23 protein-coding genes and 1 pseudogene are annotated in these 23,657 nt (G+C 34.1%); 2 read left to right on the top strand and 22 right to left on the bottom strand.

The window, feature by feature from the left end:
- Positions 1-70: 70 nt before the first annotated feature.
- From COE49_RS26280 to COE49_RS26220, 13 genes are all read right to left on the bottom strand, one after another.
- Complete coding sequence (locus COE49_RS26280) at positions 71-1,921, bottom strand: hypothetical protein (RefSeq protein WP_098252917.1); 1,851 nt, start codon at positions 1,919-1,921, stop codon at positions 71-73.
- Positions 1,911-3,728: an AAA family ATPase gene (locus tag COE49_RS26275; protein WP_140417334.1), complete on the bottom strand. Its 1,818-nt coding sequence runs from the start codon at positions 3,726-3,728 to the stop codon at positions 1,911-1,913. Before COE49_RS26275 ends, COE49_RS26280 begins: the two co-directional genes overlap by 11 nt.
- Positions 3,729-3,834: 106 nt before the next feature.
- Positions 3,835-4,095, bottom strand: a complete 261-nt coding sequence (locus tag COE49_RS26270) for a hypothetical protein (protein ID WP_000391450.1) — start codon at positions 4,093-4,095, stop codon at positions 3,835-3,837.
- Positions 4,096-4,171: 76 nt separating this feature from the next.
- A complete protein-coding gene (locus COE49_RS26265; protein ID WP_088230621.1) occupies positions 4,172-5,599 on the bottom strand; it encodes a basic amino acid/polyamine antiporter in 1,428 nt (475 codons plus the stop codon).
- Positions 5,600-5,812: 213 nt separating this feature from the next.
- Positions 5,813-7,324: an ABC transporter permease/substrate-binding protein gene (locus COE49_RS26260; protein ID WP_088230360.1), complete on the bottom strand. Its 1,512-nt coding sequence runs from the start codon at positions 7,322-7,324 to the stop codon at positions 5,813-5,815.
- A 3-nt stretch (positions 7,325-7,327) separates the two neighbouring features.
- The gene (locus tag COE49_RS26255) at positions 7,328-8,272 is read right to left on the bottom strand and encodes an ABC transporter ATP-binding protein (protein WP_088230361.1); all 945 of its coding nucleotides are present in this window, start codon (positions 8,270-8,272) and stop codon (positions 7,328-7,330) included.
- A 100-nt stretch (positions 8,273-8,372) separates the two neighbouring features.
- Positions 8,373-8,930, bottom strand: coding sequence for a YdcF family protein (locus COE49_RS26250; RefSeq protein WP_088230362.1), 558 nt, complete (start codon positions 8,928-8,930; stop codon positions 8,373-8,375).
- A gap of 63 nt (positions 8,931-8,993) precedes the next feature.
- The gene (locus tag COE49_RS26245; RefSeq protein WP_088230363.1) at positions 8,994-10,223 is read right to left on the bottom strand and encodes an MFS transporter; all 1,230 of its coding nucleotides are present in this window, start codon (positions 10,221-10,223) and stop codon (positions 8,994-8,996) included.
- 1 nt (position 10,224) lies between these two features.
- Entirely contained in the window at positions 10,225-10,761 is a 537-nt protein-coding gene (locus COE49_RS26240) for an NADPH-dependent FMN reductase (protein WP_071709518.1), read from the bottom strand.
- A 435-nt stretch (positions 10,762-11,196) separates the two neighbouring features.
- The gene (adhP, locus tag COE49_RS26235) at positions 11,197-12,234 is read right to left on the bottom strand and encodes an alcohol dehydrogenase AdhP (protein ID WP_088230364.1); all 1,038 of its coding nucleotides are present in this window, start codon (positions 12,232-12,234) and stop codon (positions 11,197-11,199) included.
- 342 nt (positions 12,235-12,576) lie between these two features.
- Positions 12,577-13,212 (bottom strand): response regulator, encoded by a 636-nt coding sequence (locus COE49_RS26230; protein WP_088230365.1) that lies wholly within the window; start codon positions 13,210-13,212, stop codon positions 12,577-12,579.
- A gap of 15 nt (positions 13,213-13,227) precedes the next feature.
- Entirely contained in the window at positions 13,228-14,346 is a 1,119-nt protein-coding gene (locus COE49_RS26225) for a GAF domain-containing sensor histidine kinase (protein WP_088230366.1), read from the bottom strand.
- A gap of 207 nt (positions 14,347-14,553) precedes the next feature.
- Positions 14,554-15,447, bottom strand: coding sequence for a mechanosensitive ion channel family protein (locus tag COE49_RS26220; protein ID WP_088230367.1), 894 nt, complete (start codon positions 15,445-15,447; stop codon positions 14,554-14,556).
- 321 nt (positions 15,448-15,768) lie between these two features.
- Here COE49_RS26220 and COE49_RS26215 point away from each other — a divergent pair, with 321 nt between their 5' ends.
- Entirely contained in the window at positions 15,769-16,218 is a 450-nt protein-coding gene (locus tag COE49_RS26215; protein ID WP_088230368.1) for an NUDIX hydrolase, read from the top strand.
- Between the two features lie 35 nt (positions 16,219-16,253).
- Here COE49_RS26215 and COE49_RS26210 read toward each other — a convergent pair whose 3' ends face one another.
- The 9 genes and pseudogenes from COE49_RS26210 to asnB form a co-directional block, all read right to left on the bottom strand.
- Positions 16,254-16,802, bottom strand: coding sequence for a cysteine hydrolase family protein (locus COE49_RS26210; protein WP_088230369.1), 549 nt, complete (start codon positions 16,800-16,802; stop codon positions 16,254-16,256).
- A 114-nt stretch (positions 16,803-16,916) separates the two neighbouring features.
- A complete protein-coding gene (locus tag COE49_RS28190; RefSeq protein WP_240522858.1) occupies positions 16,917-17,171 on the bottom strand; it encodes a hypothetical protein in 255 nt (84 codons plus the stop codon).
- Between the two features lie 64 nt (positions 17,172-17,235).
- Positions 17,236-17,724, bottom strand: a complete 489-nt coding sequence (locus COE49_RS26200) for a putative periplasmic lipoprotein (RefSeq protein ID WP_088230370.1) — start codon at positions 17,722-17,724, stop codon at positions 17,236-17,238.
- Between the two features lie 260 nt (positions 17,725-17,984).
- Positions 17,985-18,632, bottom strand: a complete 648-nt coding sequence (locus COE49_RS26195; RefSeq protein WP_088230371.1) for a nitroreductase family protein — start codon at positions 18,630-18,632, stop codon at positions 17,985-17,987.
- A 97-nt stretch (positions 18,633-18,729) separates the two neighbouring features.
- Positions 18,730-19,605: a D-amino-acid transaminase gene (gene dat, locus COE49_RS26190; RefSeq protein WP_088230372.1), complete on the bottom strand. Its 876-nt coding sequence runs from the start codon at positions 19,603-19,605 to the stop codon at positions 18,730-18,732.
- 134 nt (positions 19,606-19,739) lie between these two features.
- Positions 19,740-20,081: pseudogene (locus tag COE49_RS26185) on the bottom strand (ABC transporter substrate-binding protein); the annotation flags it as partial.
- Positions 20,082-20,188: 107 nt separating this feature from the next.
- Positions 20,189-20,518 carry a hypothetical protein gene (locus tag COE49_RS26180; protein WP_098946155.1) on the bottom strand — a complete coding sequence of 110 codons (330 nt, stop codon included), beginning with the start codon at positions 20,516-20,518 and terminating at the stop codon, positions 20,189-20,191.
- Between the two features lie 51 nt (positions 20,519-20,569).
- Positions 20,570-20,929: a GNAT family N-acetyltransferase gene (locus COE49_RS26175; RefSeq protein ID WP_088230374.1), complete on the bottom strand. Its 360-nt coding sequence runs from the start codon at positions 20,927-20,929 to the stop codon at positions 20,570-20,572.
- A 93-nt stretch (positions 20,930-21,022) separates the two neighbouring features.
- The gene (asnB, locus tag COE49_RS26170) at positions 21,023-22,924 is read right to left on the bottom strand and encodes an asparagine synthase (glutamine-hydrolyzing) (RefSeq protein WP_088230375.1); all 1,902 of its coding nucleotides are present in this window, start codon (positions 22,922-22,924) and stop codon (positions 21,023-21,025) included.
- 217 nt (positions 22,925-23,141) lie between these two features.
- On the opposite strand from asnB, the gene COE49_RS26165 reads away from it, so the two are divergent.
- Entirely contained in the window at positions 23,142-23,606 is a 465-nt protein-coding gene (locus tag COE49_RS26165) for an Hsp20/alpha crystallin family protein (protein ID WP_088230376.1), read from the top strand.
- Positions 23,607-23,657: the final 51 nt, after the last annotated feature.

Raw genomic sequence — 23,657 nt, 5'->3', positions numbered from 1 at the left:
TCGCGCATCTGTCCATATAGCATATAATTCTTCTTAATCTAAAAAAATCCTTTATAAAAAAGGATTTATTTTACTTATTTACACTTTTTAACCATTTATCAAAAATTTGAACCATCCCATGTTTTCCAGCTAATTTCTCTTCCCCTTGTTTCGTTTTATATGGATATAATTGCAAGAAAACACCACATCCAGATTCAATTTTTTTACTATGCATATGACTTCCTGGATATACACAAATGACTTCATAAATTGCCCTTCGATGAAATACTCGCTTTCCATTCTGTTCTTCTACGTACTTTATAGACCAGTACTTATACATTTGCTCAGTTGCTTTCGTATTTCCAACGTGCTGAAAAATATTGTACATTGGGCTATACTTCACTTCAATAATAATAGAAGATTTATATACGTATTTCTCTTCCTCCCTTACATAACAGTCTAAGCGAATATCTGGCTTTTTTGTGTCTTCACCATTATAAAAATTACTCCCCTTACTTAATGCAATAAGAGGATGTGTTTCAATTAAGTCATTAAATGCGACATGCACCTTTATATCATCTTGATGTAAAATTACTGTCGTTCCATCTTGTAATCCATCTACATAAAAATGTTCTTGTATTTGCTCACGAATGGAATGCTTCGCTTCAAAACCCATTTGCTCCAGCATTGAAATAACGATAAAAAAAGCGTAATATTCATACACTAAAAACGTTGGTTTATATACAAATAATAAAGATGGTGATTGATCTGTATGTTGTGGAAGTAAATCTAAATAATGCAGTAATTGCTGATGTGGTATAGGTAACTCATTTGCATTCATGTGACCTGTTTCAGAAACTTCTCTCCAAAATGGAGAATACATTAAAGTTTTAAAGTATTGTACACTTTCATGCACAATATGCGCTAATATTTTATACTCTTGTATTTTCACAGAGCTTTTCCTTACATCCGCTTCTTTTAGTAAATGTATATTTTTATATTTTTGCTTCTCTCTATCGGTCACAGATCCATTTCGCTCAATTGTTTGCATGATCGTTTTAACAGCTTGAAATTCTTCTGATTTTTTCTTTTTTGCTCTTTCTAAAATTTCAATTGTTTGACGTAAAAAACTTTCCGCTTCAAGTAAATACTGATAAAATTGCAACGCTTTAAATTTAAGAAATGCATTTTCCTTACTATTTTTTTGTTCTATAAACTTACGGTTATAATATTTTGCATAAGGTTTTCTTTCTGCCATTATAGTTCCTTTTCTCGTTGCCTTTCGTTCCTTTGTTTCCCATTTATATTCATGTGTAAATTTAAAATTCGATTCTATCTTCTTAAAAATTCGCTTTATCTTTTTCATTTTTTGCGGCAACTTTCTTAGTAACACTAAATAAGAAGAGTCCTCAATATCGCTTAGTGCAGAGAACGTCTTTTTATAATATCCTCTATCTAAAATTAACTCATTTAAAATGGACTTTACATAGTTTTGAATCATTTCAAATTGATCATCAAAAAAATTTTTTGGTACGACTTGAAAAGCACCATAATACGTTTTCTCTTCTATACGCACTTCAAAATGATACAAACCACATCGCCATGGATAAAAGAACTCTGTTTTCCCGTGTTCATATATTAATACCTTTTGTTTTTTTTCATTTATTTCGTACTGTGACTCTTTTATATTTTTCTGTCCCTCATATACTTTATTCCATATAAACGTTATATTCATTGGATTCTCATAATAGTAATGCAATCTAATCGGTTTTAATTCTTGTATTTTATAAATACATTGAACTAATGCTGTAGTAGATGTACAAAGACGGTTTAATAAAATATGATCCCCTTTTCCTTCTGTTCCAATAATTAATTTCAATACAAAAGGAAGTGTTTCTTTCGTATCAACAATTTCTGTTTTATACTGCTCTTCATTTCGCATATCCATACAACTCCAGTTCTCTACGTTTTTCTCTTATATATGCTAAAGAGTGTTCAAATGTAGAGACTCTGTTTGCAAGTGGAGATTGCAAAAGAGGTACTAAAGTCGCTCCTCTTTTTACTTCTTCAGAAAGTAATGAACCAACCGTCATTTCGGTCCCTCTTAATTTCGTCAGTACACGTTGCTTTATTTGTAAATCAAAACCCTCTTCCCTGCTGATCATATAAGAATGATTATTTTGGAACGGTATATTTTGCAAGTAAGTAGCAATTGCATTTGCACACCGAAAAGAAATTCCCTTTGACGTATCATGTGATGACAATACAGCATGCAACTTATCTAATAGCTCTAACTCTTCCTCAGAAAACACCTCAATCATCGCTTTATTTCTAATCCAATTTATCCGAAATTCTCCCGCTGTTACTTTCAGAGGGGGTTGTAATACAACTTTCTCTTGTGCTATGCCCATCTCACAAAACGGAATTTTTTGTAAAGTAATTAAATTTGTTCGATCTAATAATCGATCGGAGAGCTCTTTCGTTGTTTCATCAAAATTTACAGTACCTACAAATATAATATTTTCTCCGATTTCAATTGTTGATGGAATTTCGTTTTCTACCCCCTGCGCACCCTCATACAAATTCAACATACGATTTTTCTGTTCAAGTTGAAGAACAGATAAAAATGGTGTAAACCAATGCTCAATATGTGACATGTTCATTTCATCAAAAACGATGATATACAATTGATTTTGATTTTCTTTCGCCTTCATTAACGCTCTAACTAACTTTGTTTCACTTTCTATAAAAGTACCATTTGGATGAAGATATCCAAGCAAATCATGTGGTTCTTGGTACGAAGGAGAAATCGGAATCCAAACCAACTCTTCCCCATAGTGTAATCCAAGTGCTTCTGCATAAGCTTGCACAAAACGTGATTTTCCAACGCCTGGTATGCCACCAAGGATCGTTAACATATTTGTTTTTACACTGATATGGAAGTTATAAATATCCGTTTCATCCAAGTATAGTCCTTTATTGCGCACCATATTTTGTACATACTGTAAAAAGGATAATTCACGCTCATCCCATTCCCATTCATCTTTTTGTACTTTTATATCCTCTATTTCAACCAGCTTACCTTCTTCAATAATTCGTTTTTTTAATTGCCCATACACTTGATCACTTACAAAATACAATTGGTCTTCTACCGCTATTTCTACATGCTTCATCCAATCATTAAATTCTATATATTTACATTCCCGATTTTGTTCAAAATACGCAATGGAACTAATTGATGACTTTAATGATATATTTCCATATAACCTTCCATTGTGCCACAATAATTCAGGAGGCTCAAAGTCTTTCGGGAATTTTGGCATAAGAAATGATAAATAACCTTTACTAAGTTTTCGTTCTAAAGACTCTCCTTTTTTGTAATCGGAAACTTTAGGCGCTGGAATCATTTTATAGCCAGTTGCTATTTCTCTCGGTTCCTCTGTACATATTAACTCCACGTATACATTTCCTCTTTCATAGTAGAGACGAAACATGACCAATTGCTTTTCTAACTTTCTCTTCTTTAATTCCAAAAAGATTTTTTCATTTTTTTTATTGCTACATAAACCTTCAAATACATAATGTTCATTTTTAAATTGTTCTTGTAAAGTAAATGGTACCGGTGATAAACATTGTACAAAGAAATTTTCTCCATTCTTCTCTCTCTCCGCTTTTGCAAATATTCCGATAAACCTCATATAGTACATTCGTTTTATAAAACTTGGCTGAAGAGCTTTATGTAATTTCACCTTAGTCACCTTCTTTTTTTCATACTATTCTTAGTGTATGAAAGAAAAGAAAAACTAGAAATAAAAAACCTGACGTTATCCGCCAGGTTCATAATTAAAACGTATTTTAATGAGAAGGAAATGCTTTTTTTTCCTGTAAAATAGCATTGTGAGCAATTTTCATCTTAGCAAGTACGTATCGTAATCGATCTTCTGCATTTTCATCTTTATTTTGCTGTAATCCCGCTAAATTCTCTACAGAACTCGCTAAATTTTCAATCACTCCTCGTAGTTCAGGATGATGATTAAAAAAAGATTCTTGTACTAATACTTTCCTTAACTCGCTGGCTAAATCAATTATTCGAGACAACTGTTCTTTTTCTTCCATTTTCATCCCTCCTGAATATCTTATGTATTAAATATTCTCCAAACAAAGAAAAAAGCCCTTTAAATGAAAAGGACTTTTACATTTTTATATTTCCAGTTAACAACATATAAAGTGATGTGAAAGCTGCAACAACAATTGCCCACATTACATATCTCTCTATACCTGTAAAACAACGATTCCCTTTTTCTTTTCTTGCAAACACGTAAACAACAATCCCGATTCCATATACAATTGAAACGAGCAATAAATTCTTTAAACCAGCTGCATAAATAAGCCATACAGAGTAAATTGAGGCAATTAAAGCTAATGCGCCATTTTTTACTTTTGCATCTTTTAATTCATTTGTAATGACTAATTTGAATTGGAATAATGCTGATAATAAATATGGTAATAAAATTGATGTTGATGCAATGAAATACATAATTTGATATGTTGATTCTGAAAACAGAACGATTATAAATATAATTTGGGCAACACCATTTGAGATCCATAAAGCCATGTGAGGTGTTTGCTTTTTATTTGTTTTCGTAAAGACTTTCGGAAACACACCATCTTTTCCTGCTACATGAGAAATTTCAGAAACAAGTAAAAACCAACCAATTAGCGTACCGACTAGTGAAGCAACTAAACCGATGTTAATCGCAACTGCCCCCCACGGTCCAACAACATGCTCTAATACATGTCCCATTGACGGCGTTTCTAAAACGGAAAGTTCTCCTCTTGTCATCGCTCCCATTGATAAAACTGAAATTAAAATATATATAGACATTACTAAAATTAATCCAAGTACTGTCGCTTTTCCAACGTCTCGGCTATTTTTCGCTCTTCCCGATAACACAACTGCTCCTTCAACCCCAATGAACACCCAAAGAGTTACAAGCATTGTATTTTTCACTTGACCAAGTACAGAGGAAACTGAAATTGTTCCTTCTCCCCAAAAGTCATGTGTAAATGTATCCCAGCGAAACGCCGTTACCATTACAACAATAAATAATACAATCGGAACAAGTTTTCCTATTGTTGCGATCACATTCATAATGGAAGCTTCACGAATTCCAAATAAAATTAGAAAATGAAGTGTCCATAATAAAAGTGAGGCACCCACAATTGACGCAACATTATTTCCTCCTTTAAAAATCGGGAAGAAATAACCTAATGTACTAAACAGCAACATAATGGTTGCGACATTTCCTAATATTCCTGCTAGCCAATATCCCCAAGCACTATTAAATCCAATATATTCCCCGAAACCAGCTCGTGCATAACTATAAATTCCACCCTCAAGCTCCGGTTTTTGTCTTGCTAATGTTTGATATACGAGCGCAAGCGGGATCATTCCCATCGCTGTAATACACCAACCAATTATTGTTGCACCACTATTTGCTCCTACTGCTAAATCATGTGGTAAGCTAAAAACACCGCCACCAACCATTGTTCCAACTACTAATGCGATTAACGGAAAGAATCCTAACTTCTTTTCTATTTGTACCACCCCATCTGTCATTCTAGGTGCTATGTTCATTCAACTATTAAAGTCACCTTTTTCTCTAATAGACGTCTCTCTTATATTTTTTCAGGAAAACATTACTTATTCTAAAAGAAAATGAAGAAAAATGGAATACTTTTTTGAAAAAATGTATAAGTATGCACGAAAAAACCGTTCATTTTGTAATAAACGGTCATTTCAAACAGATAAAATTGTATATTTATTGTAAAATTAACGAAGTAACTTTTCTTTTTGTAAAAATTGTTTTGCAACTTCTTCGCTACTTTTACCATTCACATTTACTTCATAATTCATTTTTCGCATTTCTTCATCTGTAATTTTTCCAGATAATTTATTTAATACTTTTTCGAGTTCAGGATATTTCTGTAGTGTCTCTTTTCTTAGTAATGGTGCCCCTTGATAAGGCGGGAATAGCCCTTTATCATCTTTTAGCACTTTCAGCCCATATTGTTCCAATTCACTATCTGTTGAATATGCATCGATTACGTTCACATCACCTGATTGAATTGCACTATAACGCAGCTTCGGTTCCATCGTTTTAACATTTGAAAACTTATAGTTATATAATTTTTGCATTCCCTTATAACCATCTTCACGATCCGCAAATTCTAATGTAAATCCTACTTTAGCATTTTGTGCAATATTTCCTAAATCAGAAATTGTATTTATATTATTTTGATCTGCTATTTTTTTCGGCATAGCTAGTGCGTATGTATTGTTATACTCCATTGGCTTTAACATAACCATATTATATTTCTTTTCCATTCCAATACGAGCTTGTTCATATACTTCATCACGATTTGTACTTTTCGGTTCTTCTTTCACAAAAGTAGATAAAGCTGTTCCTGAAAACTCTGGGTATATATCTACTTCACCTGATTTTAACGCTTCAAATACAAATGCTGTTTTTCCAAGGCCAGGCTTTAATTCTACTTGTAAATCTGTATCCTGCTCAATAAGTTGCTTGTACATTTGAATTAAAATTTCTGGTTCAGATCCAAGTTTTCCGGCAATAACTATGTCGTTCTTTTGTGTATTCCAAAGAAATGGCGAAGCAATCATTACGCCAACAATACATATCGTCAATATAACGCGCTTATATGAGCGTTTTGGACTCTCAAGCATACGTAGCACTATATCAAAGAATAAAGCGAGTAATGCGGCTGGTACGGCCCCTAAAATGATAAGCGCATGATCATTCCGATCGATACCAAGTAATATGAGCTTACCGAGCCCACCAGCACCTATTAAAGCTGCTAATGTAGCGGTTCCAACAATTAATACCATCGCCGTACGAATACCCGCCATAATAATCGGTAATGCAAGTGGAAGCTCTACCTTCCACAATCTTCTCCAACTATTCATCCCCATAGCTCTTGCTGCTTCAATTAAAGATTCGTCTAATTCCTTTATTCCTGTATATGTATTTCGTAAAATAGGTAATAGTGCATACACAACTAATGCGATAATGGCTGGAAGTTTTCCGATTCCTACTAACGGAATTAATAGTCCGAGTAATGCAAGTGATGGCACAGTTTGCATTACTGCAGAAGTTCCTATTATAAATTCAGCCATTCGTTCTTTTCTTGTTAACAAAATGCCAAGTGGCACCGCAATAATTACTGCAAAAAATAGTGAAATAAGTGATATTTGCAAATGCTCACTTAATGCACTTATCAATTCTATTTTTCGTTCTTGGAACGTTTGAATCAAATCAGTCACTGTTTAACCTCTTTCCTTCATTTGTTCAACAATATAATTGACAATATGACGACTTGTTAACATACCAACATATTGACCATTTTCTTCAACTGGCACTGATTCTTCAGCTTGTAAGCGAATTAGTGCTTCTTGTAAAGGTGAATGTAAAGATAAAGCAATCCCTTCAACTCGTGTACGATTGTCTAGCGGCAATACACCTTCTATACTCATTCCCTCATACCAAGGTCGGCCACGATTTCCAATGAACTCCTCAACAAACTCATTTTTCGGATTATGTATAATACCTTCAGGAGTATCTAATTGGACAACTTTTCCTTCTTTCATAATACAAATACGATCCCCAAGTGATAATGCCTCTTGCATATCATGCGTTACGAACACAATTGTTTTTTGAATCTTTTTTTGTAACTGTACAATATCCTTCTGAAGTTGTTCCCTACTTAATGGGTCTAATGCGCTAAACGGTTCATCCATAAGAACAATTTTCGGGTTTGCGGCTAATGCCCGTACGACACCGACACGTTGTTTTTGCCCTCCTGATAATTCATCAGGCATACGATCGCGATATATATCTGGATCTAGCCCGACCATCTGTAACAACTCGTCGACACGAGCTTTTATTTCCTCCTTGCTCCACTTTCTCATTTCAGGAACAACTGCAATATTTTCAGCAATTGTCATATGGGGAAACAAAGCGATTTGCTGCAACACATATCCTATATCCCAACGTAATTCGTTTATATTATATTGTTGAATATCTTTTCCATCGATTAATATTGAACCTTCTGTCGTTTCAATTAAACGATTAATCATCTTCATTGTCGTTGTTTTCCCGCAACCACTCGGTCCAATGAGAACAAAGAATTCTCCCTTTTGAATTTCTAAATGCAATGAATCCACTGCTTTTGCGCCATCATACGATTTTGACACATGATTAAACTGAATCACAAACACAACTCCTTTATTGTTGTTTCCTTTATTTTGATGGAATATGGAATTCTTTTCAAATGATACGCTTTAAAATTAAAAAAGAGCTCCCATTTGAGCCCTAACGATCGAACAGTATTGTTTTCATAATAGCAGCATATTCACGTACATACATTTTTCTCTTAGAACGCATTGGTGTTTCAGCAGCTAATGCCTCCATCTTCATTCCTAAGCGTTTTGCAATTATTTTCGTTCGATATAAATGATACGTATTACTAACAATTACTGCATGCTCTACATCATATAAATCCATACTAAACTTTACATTTTCATACGTATTTGTCGAACGGTCTTCCATTAATATACGACTCTCATCTATACCGTGTACCATTAAGTAGTTTCTCATACTGTGAGCTTCCGGTATATCTTCATCTTCTCCTTGACCACCTGAAACAATTACTTTTACCTTAGGATGCGAATGTAAATATTCCAACGCTACATCTAACCGATTTTGAAGAGATAAAGACGGTTTATCCCCGAATAACTTTGCACCTAATATAAGAACGTATGGAGAGTGATGACTCAACTTTTCACGAGCAACTTTCTTCATTCGAAACGTCATATAAAGGATGTATAGTGGAGGTAATAATAAGATTATAAGTAATATCCATTTGTTCATATATACGTTTGCACTCCCTTTCTTTTTATTATATAGAAAAAGAAAGGAAGGCAGAAGTGTTTTTTAAACGATCGATTTATTTGAAACACTCGCTTCGAATTTACGTTTTGAGATTACATAATTTATAGCAATTCCTAACGAAAGGATCAATATGAAACTTAGCAAATAAAACGGTACCATTACACCTACTTTAGAAACACCAGCTGTAAACAACATTAACAATACAATTCGAATTCCTGTGCCAATTAATCGAAATAAGCTATCCACTCTTCCCATTACTTCATTTGGAATTTCCTCCATCATCAATACATTTCTTGCTACTCTTGTCCCAGCATTTCCAATCGCATGAAAAATTGCTAGTCCATATAATAACATTATGGAAGGTTCAATCACCATTGCGGTAATTGAAATTATATAAATACCCATCGTCATGACGATCGAAACTTCTGTTTTGACATATTTCATTATGAGTGGAATACTTATCCCTGCGATAACAGCTCCAACACCATACATCATACTTTGTTTCGCGTATACAGAGGCATTAGCTTTTAATATATCTGAAATATAAACCGGGATTAAATAATTTGCCATCATGACACCTATAAACGGCATGTAAGTCGCAAATAAAAACCAAAAGAGCTTAGGACGTTTTTTCATAAAGTGAATCCCTTCGAACAATTGCTTCTTAAATGTTACTTTCCTTTTTACTGCTTTTTTCTTTACATACGGTATACATAAGAAAAGAAAGAATGCTCCTATAAAAGTTAACATATCTACTAATAAGATCCATTTTAAAGAAATGATCTCGATAAGAAAGCTAGCAGCCGCTCCTGCAATAACTTGTGTTAACTGTCCTTGTATTTCCATCGTTCCACTTAAACTTTTATAATGTTCTGCTTGAAATATTTCTTGGTTAAAGGCAAATATCGTAGGATAAAATAATAGATAGTAGAATGACCCCGCTATATAAATGAGAATATAATGAATAGATTGATAAGATTGCCCTGCAAATCCCCATATAACCATTATCCCAATTACGGCTATTCCAATCCCTTCGTTACATAACAATAAAGATTTTCTTGAAAAACGATCAATACTTTGCCCGATAAACGGTGTTAATAAAAACATAATAAGAGTTGAAATGATTGAAACATAACCGAATGTTGTATCTCCTCCACTTTCTTTAATTAACAACCACGGAATCGTTATCATAACAATCCCAGAACCAATAGCGGATAAACTATTGGCTCCTAGAATGTAATACAAGCGAGGATCTTTATAAATAGATGACATATTACTCAACTCCTAGTTGTTTTTTCACCTCTTTATATACGCTCATATACGCTTTTAATTCTTTAACTAAATCGTGAATTAATGGTTTTGCATCTTCTCCAAGTTCACCGTCTTGCACATGAAGTCCATCAAGCACAACTTGTTTTGGAATTGCATTTGCGTAAACACCTCTAGCAACCGTACGCATACTATTTAATGCGTTAATTCCTCCTTTACCGCCTCCTGCAACTGCTAACAAAGCGACAGGTTTATGAATAAATTCACTGCTACTTAAGTAATCTAACGAATTTTTCAGCGCTCCACTCATCGCATTATGATATTCTGGTGTACATAATACTACACCGTCCGCTGCTTTCACTAACGCTTTTAATTTTTTTACTGCTTCTAAATCACGTTGCGATTCTTCACCGTTATATAAAGGCAATTCCTCTACTGCTAAATCATATAACTCCCCTTCAAATTGATCTGCAATATATTTTGCCACTACACGAGTTCTACCGAATTTTCTTGGTGTACCGTTAATAACGACTAGTTTCATACTTATTTCTCCCCTTTGTTTTTAAGTTATATTTATATATTATCAGAAATTTCTATACAAAACACAACATAAAGAGGGAACTAGCTTGAGAAAATAGTATGATAGACGTAAAAAAAACTCATACTTTCGTATGAGTTCTTCACAATTTATTTTTCCTCTTTTATTGCTCAGTATACTTATGCTTTCTTTACAGCTTTTTTATTAGCAAAAACAAATATAAGCCCTTTCTTTCCACTTGTATACAATCATAATTTCTCTCATTAACATGAAAGGTTATGGGATATGAAACAAAAATGAAAGAACTATATTCACTACTACAAACAAATTAAGGAAAAATGAAAAGGCATGAATCCAGTTAAATACCGGACTCATGCCTCGAAATTACCGTTCTATTATTTAAAAAGATTCGCACGACAATGATTTAAACGAAGTGAATTATTTACAACCACAACCGTGTTGTTTAAAATCGATAACCATACGTCCTTGAATTCTACCTTCTTCCATTTCTTTGAATACGTCTTGTACTTCATCTAGTGGACAAGTTTGGACAACCGGCACTACTTTTTCTTCTGCACCAAACATAAATGCTTCCTCTAAATCCTTACGTGTACCGACTAAAGAACCAACTACTTCAATTCCATCTAGTACAAGTCGTGGAATATTTAAGTCCATAGTTTCTACTGGTAAACCTACCGCAACTACTTTACCGCAAGCACGTACCGCATCAACTGCTGAGTTGAAGGCTACTTTAGAAACTGCTGTTACTACAGCAGCATAAGCGCCACCGAGTTCCTCTTGTACAATCTTATCAGCAGGCCCTTGCGTAATTGGATTGATAGTCATATCAGCACCAACCTCTTTTGCTAAGGCTAGTTTGTCATCATTAATATCTACTGCAATTACCTTTGCACCAAATACATGTTTAGCATATTGGATAGCTAGGTTACCTAATCCACCACAACCATAGATTACGATAGGTTGACCTGGTTTAATATCTGATACTTTAATAGCTTTATATGTAGTTACACCTGCACATGTAATTGATGATGCTTGAGCAGGATCTAATCCTTCTGGTACTTTCACCGCGTAATCAGCTGTTACGATACACTGTTCAGCCATACCGCCATCTACTGTATAACCAGCATTTTTAACTTCACGACAGAATGTTTCTCTACCAGTTACGCAATATTCACAACGTCCACAAGATTGGAACATCCATGCAATACTTACACGATCACCAATCTTAAGTGAAGTTACATCATCAGCAATTTTCGTAACAATACCTACACCCTCGTGACCAAGGATGCGGCCATCCGTGTTACCAAAATCATGATTCGCAACGTGCAAGTCAGTGTGGCAAACTCCACAATACTCTACATCTACTAACGCTTCGCCTGAGCGTAACGGACGTAATTCTTTTTCAACAATTTCAATGTTTGCTTTACTATTTTTATTAACGACTACTGCTTTCATATGTGATCTCCCCTTTAGTGTTTTAGAATTTCAATGAGTTTATCTCACAACTTCTGCCTTCACTGTTTTGGTCAATTATTGTACCAAATTTAAGTGTTCAATCATCATTACATGTTCATCATAACATGTAATTTCGCAAGCATATTGTAAAATATTGAACAATATTTGAATTTTTAACCAAATAGTTTTTTAAATAGAGTAGATCTAGTGATTATATCAACAGATTATTAACGAATATAAAAAAGCTCCTCATAAGAAGAGCTTTTTTATATTCGCTTCATCGAAATTAATTGCTCCTATATGTTCTGTCATAACATGTGACACAATTATTCATACTTATTATTAGTTTCCACCATGTTTCACTGCATATAATGCAGCTTGTGTCCGATCATCTACTTCCAATTTAGCTAAAACATTTGAAACATGTGTTTTCACAGTTTGTTCTGTAATATGAAGCGCTGCTGCAATTTCCTTATTACTTCTTCCTTTCGCAATTTCACGAAGTACCTCTTGCTCCCTTTTCGTTAACATAGCAAAAGGATTCTCTTTTTCTTTTTTTACTGCTGATTGTCCTAATAATGCAGGTGTTACTTTCGGATGGAAATTCGCATTTCCTTCATGTACTGCAATGATAGAAGCGACAAGTTGCTCAGGTTGTACTTCTTTTAATTGATAACCATCTGCTCCAGCTTCGAGTGCAGGTAAAACATAATCTTGCTCTGAAAAACTACTTAGCATAAGTATCTTTATCGTCTCATCGTATTCTTTCATACGTTTTGTCGCCTCAATTCCGTCCAGCTTCGGCATAGATACGTCCATTAATACGACATCCGGTTTTTCTTTTTGCACAAAACAAAGTGCCTCTTCACCATTTTCAGCTTCCCCAATAATTTCAAATTCATCTCTTGTTTTCAAAAAGAATACAAGTCCTCTTCGAACGATATGATGATCCTCCGCTAATAGCAATTTAATCTTCACCTATCTTCTCCCCCTTCAAACCGGTAATTGAATTTCTATTTTTGTACCCTTTTTCGGCTCTGTTGTTATTTGAAACGATCCCCTCATTAATTCAATTCGTTCCTTCATACTTTTCAAACCAAGTGCGGACTCTCTTACTTGCTCTTGAATAAATCCTATTCCGTTATCTTCTATGTAAAAATGTAACTGGTTATTTTCTATCTTTAAATGAACATACACCTTTTCACACGAAGCATGTTTTTTACAATTATGTATCGCTTCTTGACTAATACGCCATAATACTTCTTCTATTTCATCTCCAATTGAGACCATTCCATCAATTCGAACTTCCACATGAATCCCTAACAGCTTTCCGTAATTTTGAACCGCTTCTGCTAATCCTTTTTCTAATCCTTCCGGCCTTAATTGCCAAATTAAAAGCGTCATCTCTTGTAATGCTTCTTGTGATAAATCTCCAATATAACTTAACATCTCTTGTAAGTCTCTATCTTCTGTCATATTTAGAGTACCTTTCGCTGTTAACATAATGGAAAAGAGCAGTTGTTTAACGGAATCATGCAAATCACGAGCCAATCGATTTCTTTCCGCTACAACAACGTACTTACGTTCTTTCTCGACTAATTGAATACGTTGTATTGTCGTTCCTATTTGAAATGCAATCGATTCTAGTAATGCTAACTCTTCCTCTGAAAAATGTGTTTTATGAGGCGCAGCCACATTTAATAGACCGAATTTCTCCGATCCAGATCTTAACGGGATTGTTGCATGATGTGTAACATCTTCTGTTTCGCCCCAATTACATTCAATTGCATCTTCTATTCGCTTACATTCAATAATATTAGTCGCTTTTTCCAATCTTCCATTCACAAAACGCTCTACACACCAACAATCCCCTTCACACATTGGCTTCTTTTCTTGCCATGTAAGAGCTGGTGGTAAGTTTTGATCTACAAGCATTCGGTGTTCTCCACTTTCATCAATAAAGAATATCCATCCTGTTTGTAAATTCATAACTTGTAACAATGTATGTAATACTTTTTCTAACATATCCTGTAAATTTGTTGCTTCATTTAATAATTCCGCAATTTCTTTTAATGCTTCTAAACGATGTATCTCTTTTTCATCAAATTTCATTCTCATCACCAATTATCATTATAACATTAAGAAATTTCTAAATTCTACAAATAAAAAAGAACTGAATTCTCCTTCAGCTCTTTTTTCTATATGGACTAATTTATTATTGTTTTTCCTTCCAGTCTTGATAGCGTAACCCTTGCTGCTAAACTACATCAAGAACTGAAAATATCTTTAAAAAAAAAGAGAGAACTCAGCTTGTTTTCTTTAACTATCTGATAAAGATTGCCCCCCATGAATAGGTTGTAAACCTTCAGTAGTAACGAACATGTTCGCAGCTGGCATTTGCACTTGATTTTTATGGAACATAGACATTAATTCAAATCTCACTTGTCTAGAAGCCTCAAAATAATCTTCTGGCTTTATCAAACCTATAATACAAAATTCGTACCCAACATATTTAAGGTTAGGATTTAAGTCTGTAACACCAACATATTTAAATGGTTCAACAGCCTCATCCTCTACTCTATAAAGACTTTGATCTAATTTTTCATTGCAATTAACACAAACTTCTTCTAACAATTCCTTAATTCTTGTAGGATCTTCCTGATAACTTACCGTGATCCGCTCAATAACTCGCATCCATCCTTTATTAAAATTTTGTATCGTTCTGATTTCTCCGTGTGGTATCGTGAGAAGTTTTCCTGACCATTCACGAATTTGCATAAAACGAATACTAATTTCCTCAATCGTTCCTGAATTTGTTCCGTTAAAAGTAACAAAATCGCCAACACGAAACTCTTTATCCGCTAATCTTGCGAATCCCAATATAACATCTTTCAGCATCTGTTGTGCAGCAAAACCGATGACAACTCCAGCTATCCCTGCACCTGCAATAATACTTTTTATATCTACAAATTGGCTAATTAAATATATGATAAGACTGATGATAATGATATATCTAAAAATAGATCGAATTACACTTTGTATCGTCTGCTCTACCTCTTCATCAAAAAAACTTGATTTTTTAAAAAACCAATCAATACTGCGGTTTATAATAAAAGAAATAATGATTAGAACTAAAGCAAATAGTAAAAATCTTAAAAGTAAAAACTCCCTTACATAATTAAAAAACTCTTCAGTATACGTTAATACACTCATCCATCCACTTCCTTACCTAATGAAAATTTCATGCAGCGCTGATTTATTATTAATCCTTTTTAATCATCTCAAATTTTTTCTAGAAACACCTGTCATTCTGATTCGAAATATCACTTTCTTAACTTATGTATTTTACTTTTCATCCTCATTCCATCTTCAAAAATATTCTCCTTTAATTAAATAGTTCATTAACCAATCTAGATGCCCTTTCCTTTTCACTATAAATATACCCTTTTTAATCGCTAAAAGGAATAAATTCACATGACATCGAATATTTCATTTGGTAATTTAAAATCTTATTATTCGTGGAGGGCACAACCAATGGGATATATTGAAGAACTAAGAGAAGTTGTTGGATCAAGACCACTCAATCTAGCAGGCGTTGCTGTAGCTGTTTTCAATAAACAAGGACAAATACTACTACAACAAAGACGAAATGGTATTTGGGGTGTTCCTGGAGGTTTTGTGGAGCTTGGTGAATCAACAGAAGAAGCAGGAAGACGAGAAATACTTGAAGAAACAGGTATTGAAATTGGTACACTTCAGTTAGTAAGTGTATTTTCAGGTAAAGAATTTTTTGTACAATTACCAAATGGAGATGAGTTTTACCCTATTACAATAGCTTACCTTTGCAAAGACATTACAGGCGGTATGTTAAAAGCTGATGGAGTTGAATCATTACATGTACAATTTTTCGATTTAAATAGGCTACCAGAAAACATTAGTCCGTTCGTAAAAAAACTAATTGAGCAAAATATCGTCTCAATTTAAACGTAAAAAAGAGGCCTTTTTGAAGGCCCCTTTTTTCACTTCACTTCTGCATGTAAGCATGCTTTAAAATGTCCAAGTGCAAATTCATGTCCTTGTGCATTAAAAGATGCAACTGCCTTTTCAAAAACAACAATTTTAAATCCTTTATTATAAGCGTCTACTGCTGTGTGAAGAACGCAAATATCAGTACAAACACCTACAAGATGAACTTCTTCTATCCCTCTTTCTCTAAGCTTCATCTCTAAATCTGTTCCAGCAAATGCGCTGTATCTAGTTTTGTCCATATAATATACATTCTCTGCATTTTTATATGTTTCGTATACATTTTGTAATTCACCATATAAGTCTCTTCCATTCGTACCTGCTATATTATGGGGCGGGAATAACTTCGCTTCTGGATGATGTACATCATTTTCTTCATGCTTATCGATTGCAAAGACAACATAATCTCCATTTTCAATATATTGCTTCGTTATATGTACAAGTTCCTTCTCAATTTCTTGGCCTGGTTTCCCACAAGTTAGGGCACCTTTTTCCGCTACAAAATCATATGTATAATCAATATTTATAAGAGCTCGCTTCATTATTTCTATCTCTCCTTTTCCTGTTTCACAATAAACAATAGAAAATTTGTTATTACGACATCGTATGTACTATTCGACATTTCAAACGAAATACCTACATCCTTCTTGTAAAACTTACCTCAATCCGAGTGTATCGTAAAACAGATAAACAAAGACAAAACATACTGTTCCTATTATCATGTCATGGATTCGATAATTGAACGTCATTTGAATAATCTCTTGTATAGTAAACCATATTACTGACATCATCATACTAATCAAGACGATACGAACAAACCGATTCACATCTTCAACCTCTTTCTCTGTCATAGTAGTAATAAGTGATTTCTTACTACTTATTACTACTAGAAAGCAGAACAAATTATTCACTATTACATCATTCAACCCAAACAAAAAAGCACACTACTTTTTAAGTAATGTACTTTTATTCATATTAAGACGCAGGCTTCGTTTCAAACGTCGCTTGATTAAAACTAACGACCTTTCCTTTCGGGTCATTGTTTTCATACTGAACTGCAGTAATCGTATGACTACCTGTCTCAAGAGTCTTTTCTTTTAATTGTACTGTTGTCTGTGTTGTACTAGTTACTTGATGTTTATCTGCATACACTTGGTCTACAAAAACGAATGTTTCTATATCGTTTTGAAAATTAGACAGTTCTAATTCAACTTGCTGAATTAAAGTATCTTTTTTGATGAATACAGTCGGTATATTACCATTTTCAGAAGTGCCATTTGGTGTAATAACTTTTGCTTTTCCTTCTCCAACTGGCATTACTCCTTCAGGAAATACGACCACATTCTCATCACTTGCATTTACAACTTGTTCTTCCTGATTTGACTGTGCGTCCCCTTTTTCCTTTGGAGCACCACAGCCTACTAATAACAATACAGACAATCCAGCGATTATGAATTTCTTCAAAATTCATCCCCCCGGTAATTTCATTATAATTTATTATACAAAAATAATTTATCAATTTGAAAACTAGTTTTCAAAACTTTCATGAACAAACTTAAGTTTACTCACGATTACTGTACCATACTTTCCTTAATAGAACATTAATTTTTTGTAAGCAATAAATAGAAATTCTTTCTTATTCATCATTTTAGCCCAATTTTGCAACAAAATATCCACAAAAATAAAAAAGACATTGTTATTTCCAATGTCCTTTTATCAATTATTTAATAAACAAATGTTGTAATTTCATCTACTTCTTTTCTTGGAAGTTTCTTCGGCTTATCTTTCGGAAAACCAAGGGAAATAACCATATTTATTTGTTTTTCAGATTCAATTTGTAAATATTTTCGCAGTTCATCTTGCGCTAACAATACCGGCCCTGTCATTGGACAAGTGCCAAGCCCCTTCGCATGTGCTGCTAACATTAAGTTTTGTGCCGCTAAACAGCTACTCTTAATCCCTTCTTCTTCCCAAACTGAATCAGGAACGAAAGCAATTGGATCAAATATCTTTTCACGAAACTTTGATTCATATGGTGTTGCCAAACATACGATTAATACTGGCGCTTCAGAGAAAGCTGTCGCATATGGTCCGAAAGAACGTGTAAGTAATTTCCCTGCTTTCTCTTCTCCATTTTCTGCTGCTTTTGCCGCAAGTTTATGTAATGCATCCCATGTCATTTGTTCAATTTCTTTAATTTTCTCTCGATTCATAATAACCAAGAACTCCCACGTTTGTGAGTTCGTATCGCTCGGTGCGTAACGAGCACAATCAATTATCTCTTTTATATCGCTAATAGATACTTCCTGTTCCGTGAATTTTCTAACACTTCTTCTACCGTGAATTATTTCTTTAAAACCATCATAATTCATACATTAAATCCCCTTTTTACAGCGTTTTCAAAACTTGTCCTATGGTTGAATTATATCATGAAAAAAAGCTGGGGGAATACCAGCTTTTTCTTCATTATTAATTTGTCACTTTAAACAAACTAATACTTTCTTCATATGCAGCTTGTAGTTTTTTCGTAATTGGCCCTCTTTCGCCACTTCCAAACTGTTCCTCGCCAATTTGAACAACCGGGAATATTTCAAGTGGCGTCGCTGTAAAGAAACATTCGTCAGCCTCGTATACTTCCTGTAATGAAAATTCCCGCTCTTCTATCTCTATATGTAACGCTTTCGCTAATGTAATAACATAGTGACGAGTAATGCCGTGTAGAATGAAATTATCAGCTGGATGTGTAATCAATTTATTATTTTTCACGATAAAAAAGTTCGAATGACACCCTTCCGTAACAATACCATCTCGTACTAATATCGCTTCTTGATATCCTTGTTCATTTATTTTATTTTTAATCATGATATTAGGTAACAAGTTTAAAGATTTTATATGACAGAACTTCCATCTTATATCCTCTTCTACTGTTACCTTGATTCCTGCTTCCATTGACGAAATGGGCCTTGGGAACGAAACAATATTTGCAAAATATGTCGGTTGTAAATCTTTTTCATATACATGATTACGTGGTTGTGCTCCTCTTGATATTTGCAAATACACATTCCCATCTTCTTGAAATTGATTTTTTTCAATCATTTGAAGCAATTCTTCTACTAACTCTTCCTTCGTAAACGGTGGAATTAGTTTTATTTCTTCCATTGAATTAAAGAAACGATCCAAATGTAAATCTAATAAATGAGGCTTACCACCGTATAGTCTAAATACCTCATAAATACCCTCACCAAATTGGAAGCCTCGCTCTTCTAACGCAACCATCGGCTGTTCTTCCTTCGTATTTATAATTCTTCCATTAAACAAGATCCAATCTTTATGAGTAACCTTCATTCTTTCCACCCCTTTTATTCATAATTGATTTAATTGTACAACTTATGACAACTCAGTTAAAGGAATTTTCTGTATTTTCCCACCGATAAAAAAGTACATCACTTCGTAAGTGATGCACTTCATCATTCATCTATTTAATTAAGAAAATATTTTTCAATATCATCTAACATAAGGTTTGCAGCTACAATACCGCCTGCTGTATTCCAAATCACTTCATCTACTTGGAATACTTTATTATTTTTAGAAGCTTGCAGTTGCTTAAAGAGTGGATCTTCTGTCCATTCTTTCGCTAATGTATTTCCTTCATCATTCTTATCTGCATCTTTATCAGATGTGAAGTAGAATATGTAATCCCCATCCATATTTGGGATTTGCTCTTTTGTAATTCCTTTTATCGCGAATTCATCTTTATCTTGAAGTAGCGGGCGCTTAAATCCAATATCATTTAAAACAACTCCTGAGAATGAGTTTTTCTGGTCAACTACCCCCACTGAGATGAGGCGTTTCAGTGGGGGCTTGAGTTAGAACACTAGGTCTTTTCGTCTATCGCTAGACAGTTTGACGCTCTAGCATTCATGCCACCTTATGTAAGGCGGTTTCTATCATTTTGCTTTAACCAATTTAAAATAAATATATATGATTGATAGTGAATATAACGTATGCAAAATAAAATAAATAAAAGGGCTATTCCAGCACCACTATACAATAAACCGAACTTTAAAAAAATGTTCAAAAGTGGTGGGAAGTTTGTTATATTTTGTAATGTAACAAGCATACAAAACAAAAGGAAAAATACAGGGACGTATTGTATTTCATATGGTTTTCTTTTCTTATTTATTCTGTTCCGAATGTATTTATGGCTTAGTTCTGCTACTATAAAACATCCTCCAATTAATACAAGACCAGAAGTCATCGTCATACATCCACCTGCCTTATATTTATTTTATCGCATAACTAATCATCGTTATATTTTCTTCACATACATTTCATCTACCTCAATAAAACCAAAGCTCTCTATGAAAGATGTAGCTTGTTCTGTCAATTGCTCTTGTAATACTTTTATCTCTTTTATGCCCCTTTGTTTCATCATTTCTTCAAATGTGAAATACGTATTTGTACCATAACCGTAACCTTGATAATCAAAATGAATAATGAGCTGAGATAAAACCGCACTTTCCTCCTGCACACTATAATCTATTACACCAATATATGTATCATCAACTTTTACACAATACTGTACTTTTTTCTCATCTAAACTATGCGAGCTGAACATTTCTTTAACAACGCTTTCATTTTCTACAGTTACTTTCTCAAACGTAATCATATGTTGTCCATCCTTTTACTATTATTGTATCAATAATACGTTCTATTTATGAAAAAAACCTTAAGATCATCTACGATCTTAAGGTTTTTCTTATTAAACTAAGCTATACGCACGTTTTGTTTCTTCGTGGAACTTATTCGTATCGTATTTATGCTCAACATAAATTTGGTGCCATACCATAAATGCAAGTACAGTCCAAATTTTACGGCTATAATCGCCTTTATCTGCACAATGTGCTTCCAGTAAGTTTAATACATACTGTTTGTCGATTAAATGCTCTGTTTTACTTTCGTTAATAATATTTATAGCCCAGTCATGCATTTCGTCTTTTAACCAGTGACGAATTGGTACTGGGAAGCCAAGCTTTTTACGATCTAACACGTGATCTGGAACGATTCCGCGTGCTGCTTCACGTAAAATAGCTTTCGTAGTTCCGTTAGCAATTTTAAATTCTGTCGGAATTTTAGATGCAACGTCGAATACTTCTTTATCTAAGAATGGTACACGAAGTTCTAATGAGTTTGCCATTGTCATTTTATCAGCTTTTAATAAAATGTCACCGCGTAACCATGTGAACATGTCAATGTATTGCATTTTGCTTACATCATCATAATCTTTAATTTCGTTATACAATGGTTTCGTGATATCCATATAGTTAACACTTTCATCGTAATACTTCATTAATTCAGCTTTCTCTTCTTCACGGAAGATTTTCGCATTTCCATAGTAACGCTCTTCAATTGGCGTACATCCACGCTCTAGGAAGCTCTTACCTTTAAAGCCTTCTTTAAGAGCACCACTTAATGCTTTTAAAACGCTCTTACCTGGGCTAGGAATGTAAGAGAACATTTTTAGTGAGTTTGGCTCACGGTAAATGTTATAGCCACCAAATAGCTCGTCTGCACCTTCACCTGAAAGAACAACTGTTACATATTTACGTGCTTCTTTCGCTACGAAGTACAATGGTACAGCTGCTGGATCTGCTAAAGGATCGTCCATATGCCAAATGATTTTTGGGAACTCATCCATAAATTCTTTTGCCGAAATAAATACGTTATGGTTTTTAACGCCTAATTTTTCAGCAGTTTCTTTTGCAACATCAACTTCGCTGAAACCACGTTGCTCAAAACCAACAGAGAATGTTAATAGATTCGGATTCATTTCTCTTGCAATAGAAGCAATAATAGATGAATCGATACCACCAGAAAGGAATGAACCTACTGGTACATCACTGCGCATATGCACTTTTACTGAATCATATAGCACATCACGAATTGCTTGGATATGCTCCTCTTTCGTTGCGCTTGAAGCGTTGAAATAAGGTTTCCAGTAACGATGGATTTCCATCTCTTTTCCAATTTCTTTCACGAAGTAATGGCCAGGCTCGATTTTATTAACATCAACTGTTAATGTTTCTGGTTCTGGACCATATTGGTACGTAAAGTAATGTTGTAATGACTTTGGATTAACTCCTTTGTCTTCCATTACATGCATAATACTTTTCTTCTCAGATGCGAAGAATGTAGTATCACCTTGTTGCGCGATATATAATGGCTTAATACCGAAGTGGTCACGCGCACCGAATAGTTTCTTTTCTTCACGATCCCAAATCATAAACGCGAACATACCACGAAGGTAATCTACACATTTTTCTTTCATATGTGCATACAATGCAATGATAACTTCTGTATCAGATTGCGTTGCAAAAGTTGCCCCTTTTTCAAGTAACATTTCACGTAATTCTACATAGTTGTAAATTTCACCATTAAAAATAATTACATATCGATCATTTTCATAAGTTAGCGGCTGATGTCCTGCCTCTAAGTCAATGATACTTAAACGGCGGAAGCCAAATTGTACATGTTCATCACGAAAATATCCTTCGTCATCTGGACCGCGGTGGAAAATCATCGTGTTCATATTTTCAAATTGATGTTTTTCTGTTTCTGAAAACTCTCTAGGGTTTTCACATAAACATCCTACAAAACCACACATACTTCTTACCCTCTTTCAGTTTTCATTCTGTCTCTATACTACTATATCAACCCTATTTATACTAGCATAATCAACTGAATATGGCGACCAAAAACTATAAAAAAATCACTCCATTTCACATTTTTAACAATTTTTTATGAAAACATGAAAACTAGGCAATCACCTTTCTCCGCTTTTGTCATATGATATTGCAAATTGATTTCTAGGAGGGAATACCATGAGTGAAGAAAAAAAAGAATCTTCTCGCCCACCGGTTCGCAATTATTTAAAGCAAATTGATGATTTCTTCGAGCAAACACCACTTCGCAGCGTAATCGCTGATTTAAATCATTTTTTCCAAAAAGGAAACCGTTTATTAACATTCCCTGTAGATTTATATGAAGTTGGTGAGGAACTTGTTGTTACAGCTGAACTACCAGGTATACAAAAAGAACAAATTCAAATTGAAATACAAAATGAATACTTAAAAGTCTCTGTAAAAGAAGAGATACTTGAAGAGGCCGAAGAAGAAACATCTCATAACTATTATCGCCGAGAACGTTCCATTTCAGAAGCATCAAGATTGATTAAATTACCGTACTCAATTAATAAAAAAGCAGCGAAAGCTTCGTATCAAAACGGCGTGTTAGAAATTCGAGCACCAAAACTTCCACAGCAGCATGACATTTTATCCATAGACTAATGTAAAAAAAGAAGGGTGCTTTGCACCCTTCTTTTTCAGAGTGTTTGGAAA

The sequence above is a fragment of the Bacillus sp. AFS029637 genome, assembly GCF_002584985.1.
Classification (GTDB): Bacteria; Bacillota; Bacilli; order Bacillales; family Bacillaceae_G; genus Bacillus_A.
This window is presented reverse-complemented; position numbering and strand designations above follow the sequence as displayed.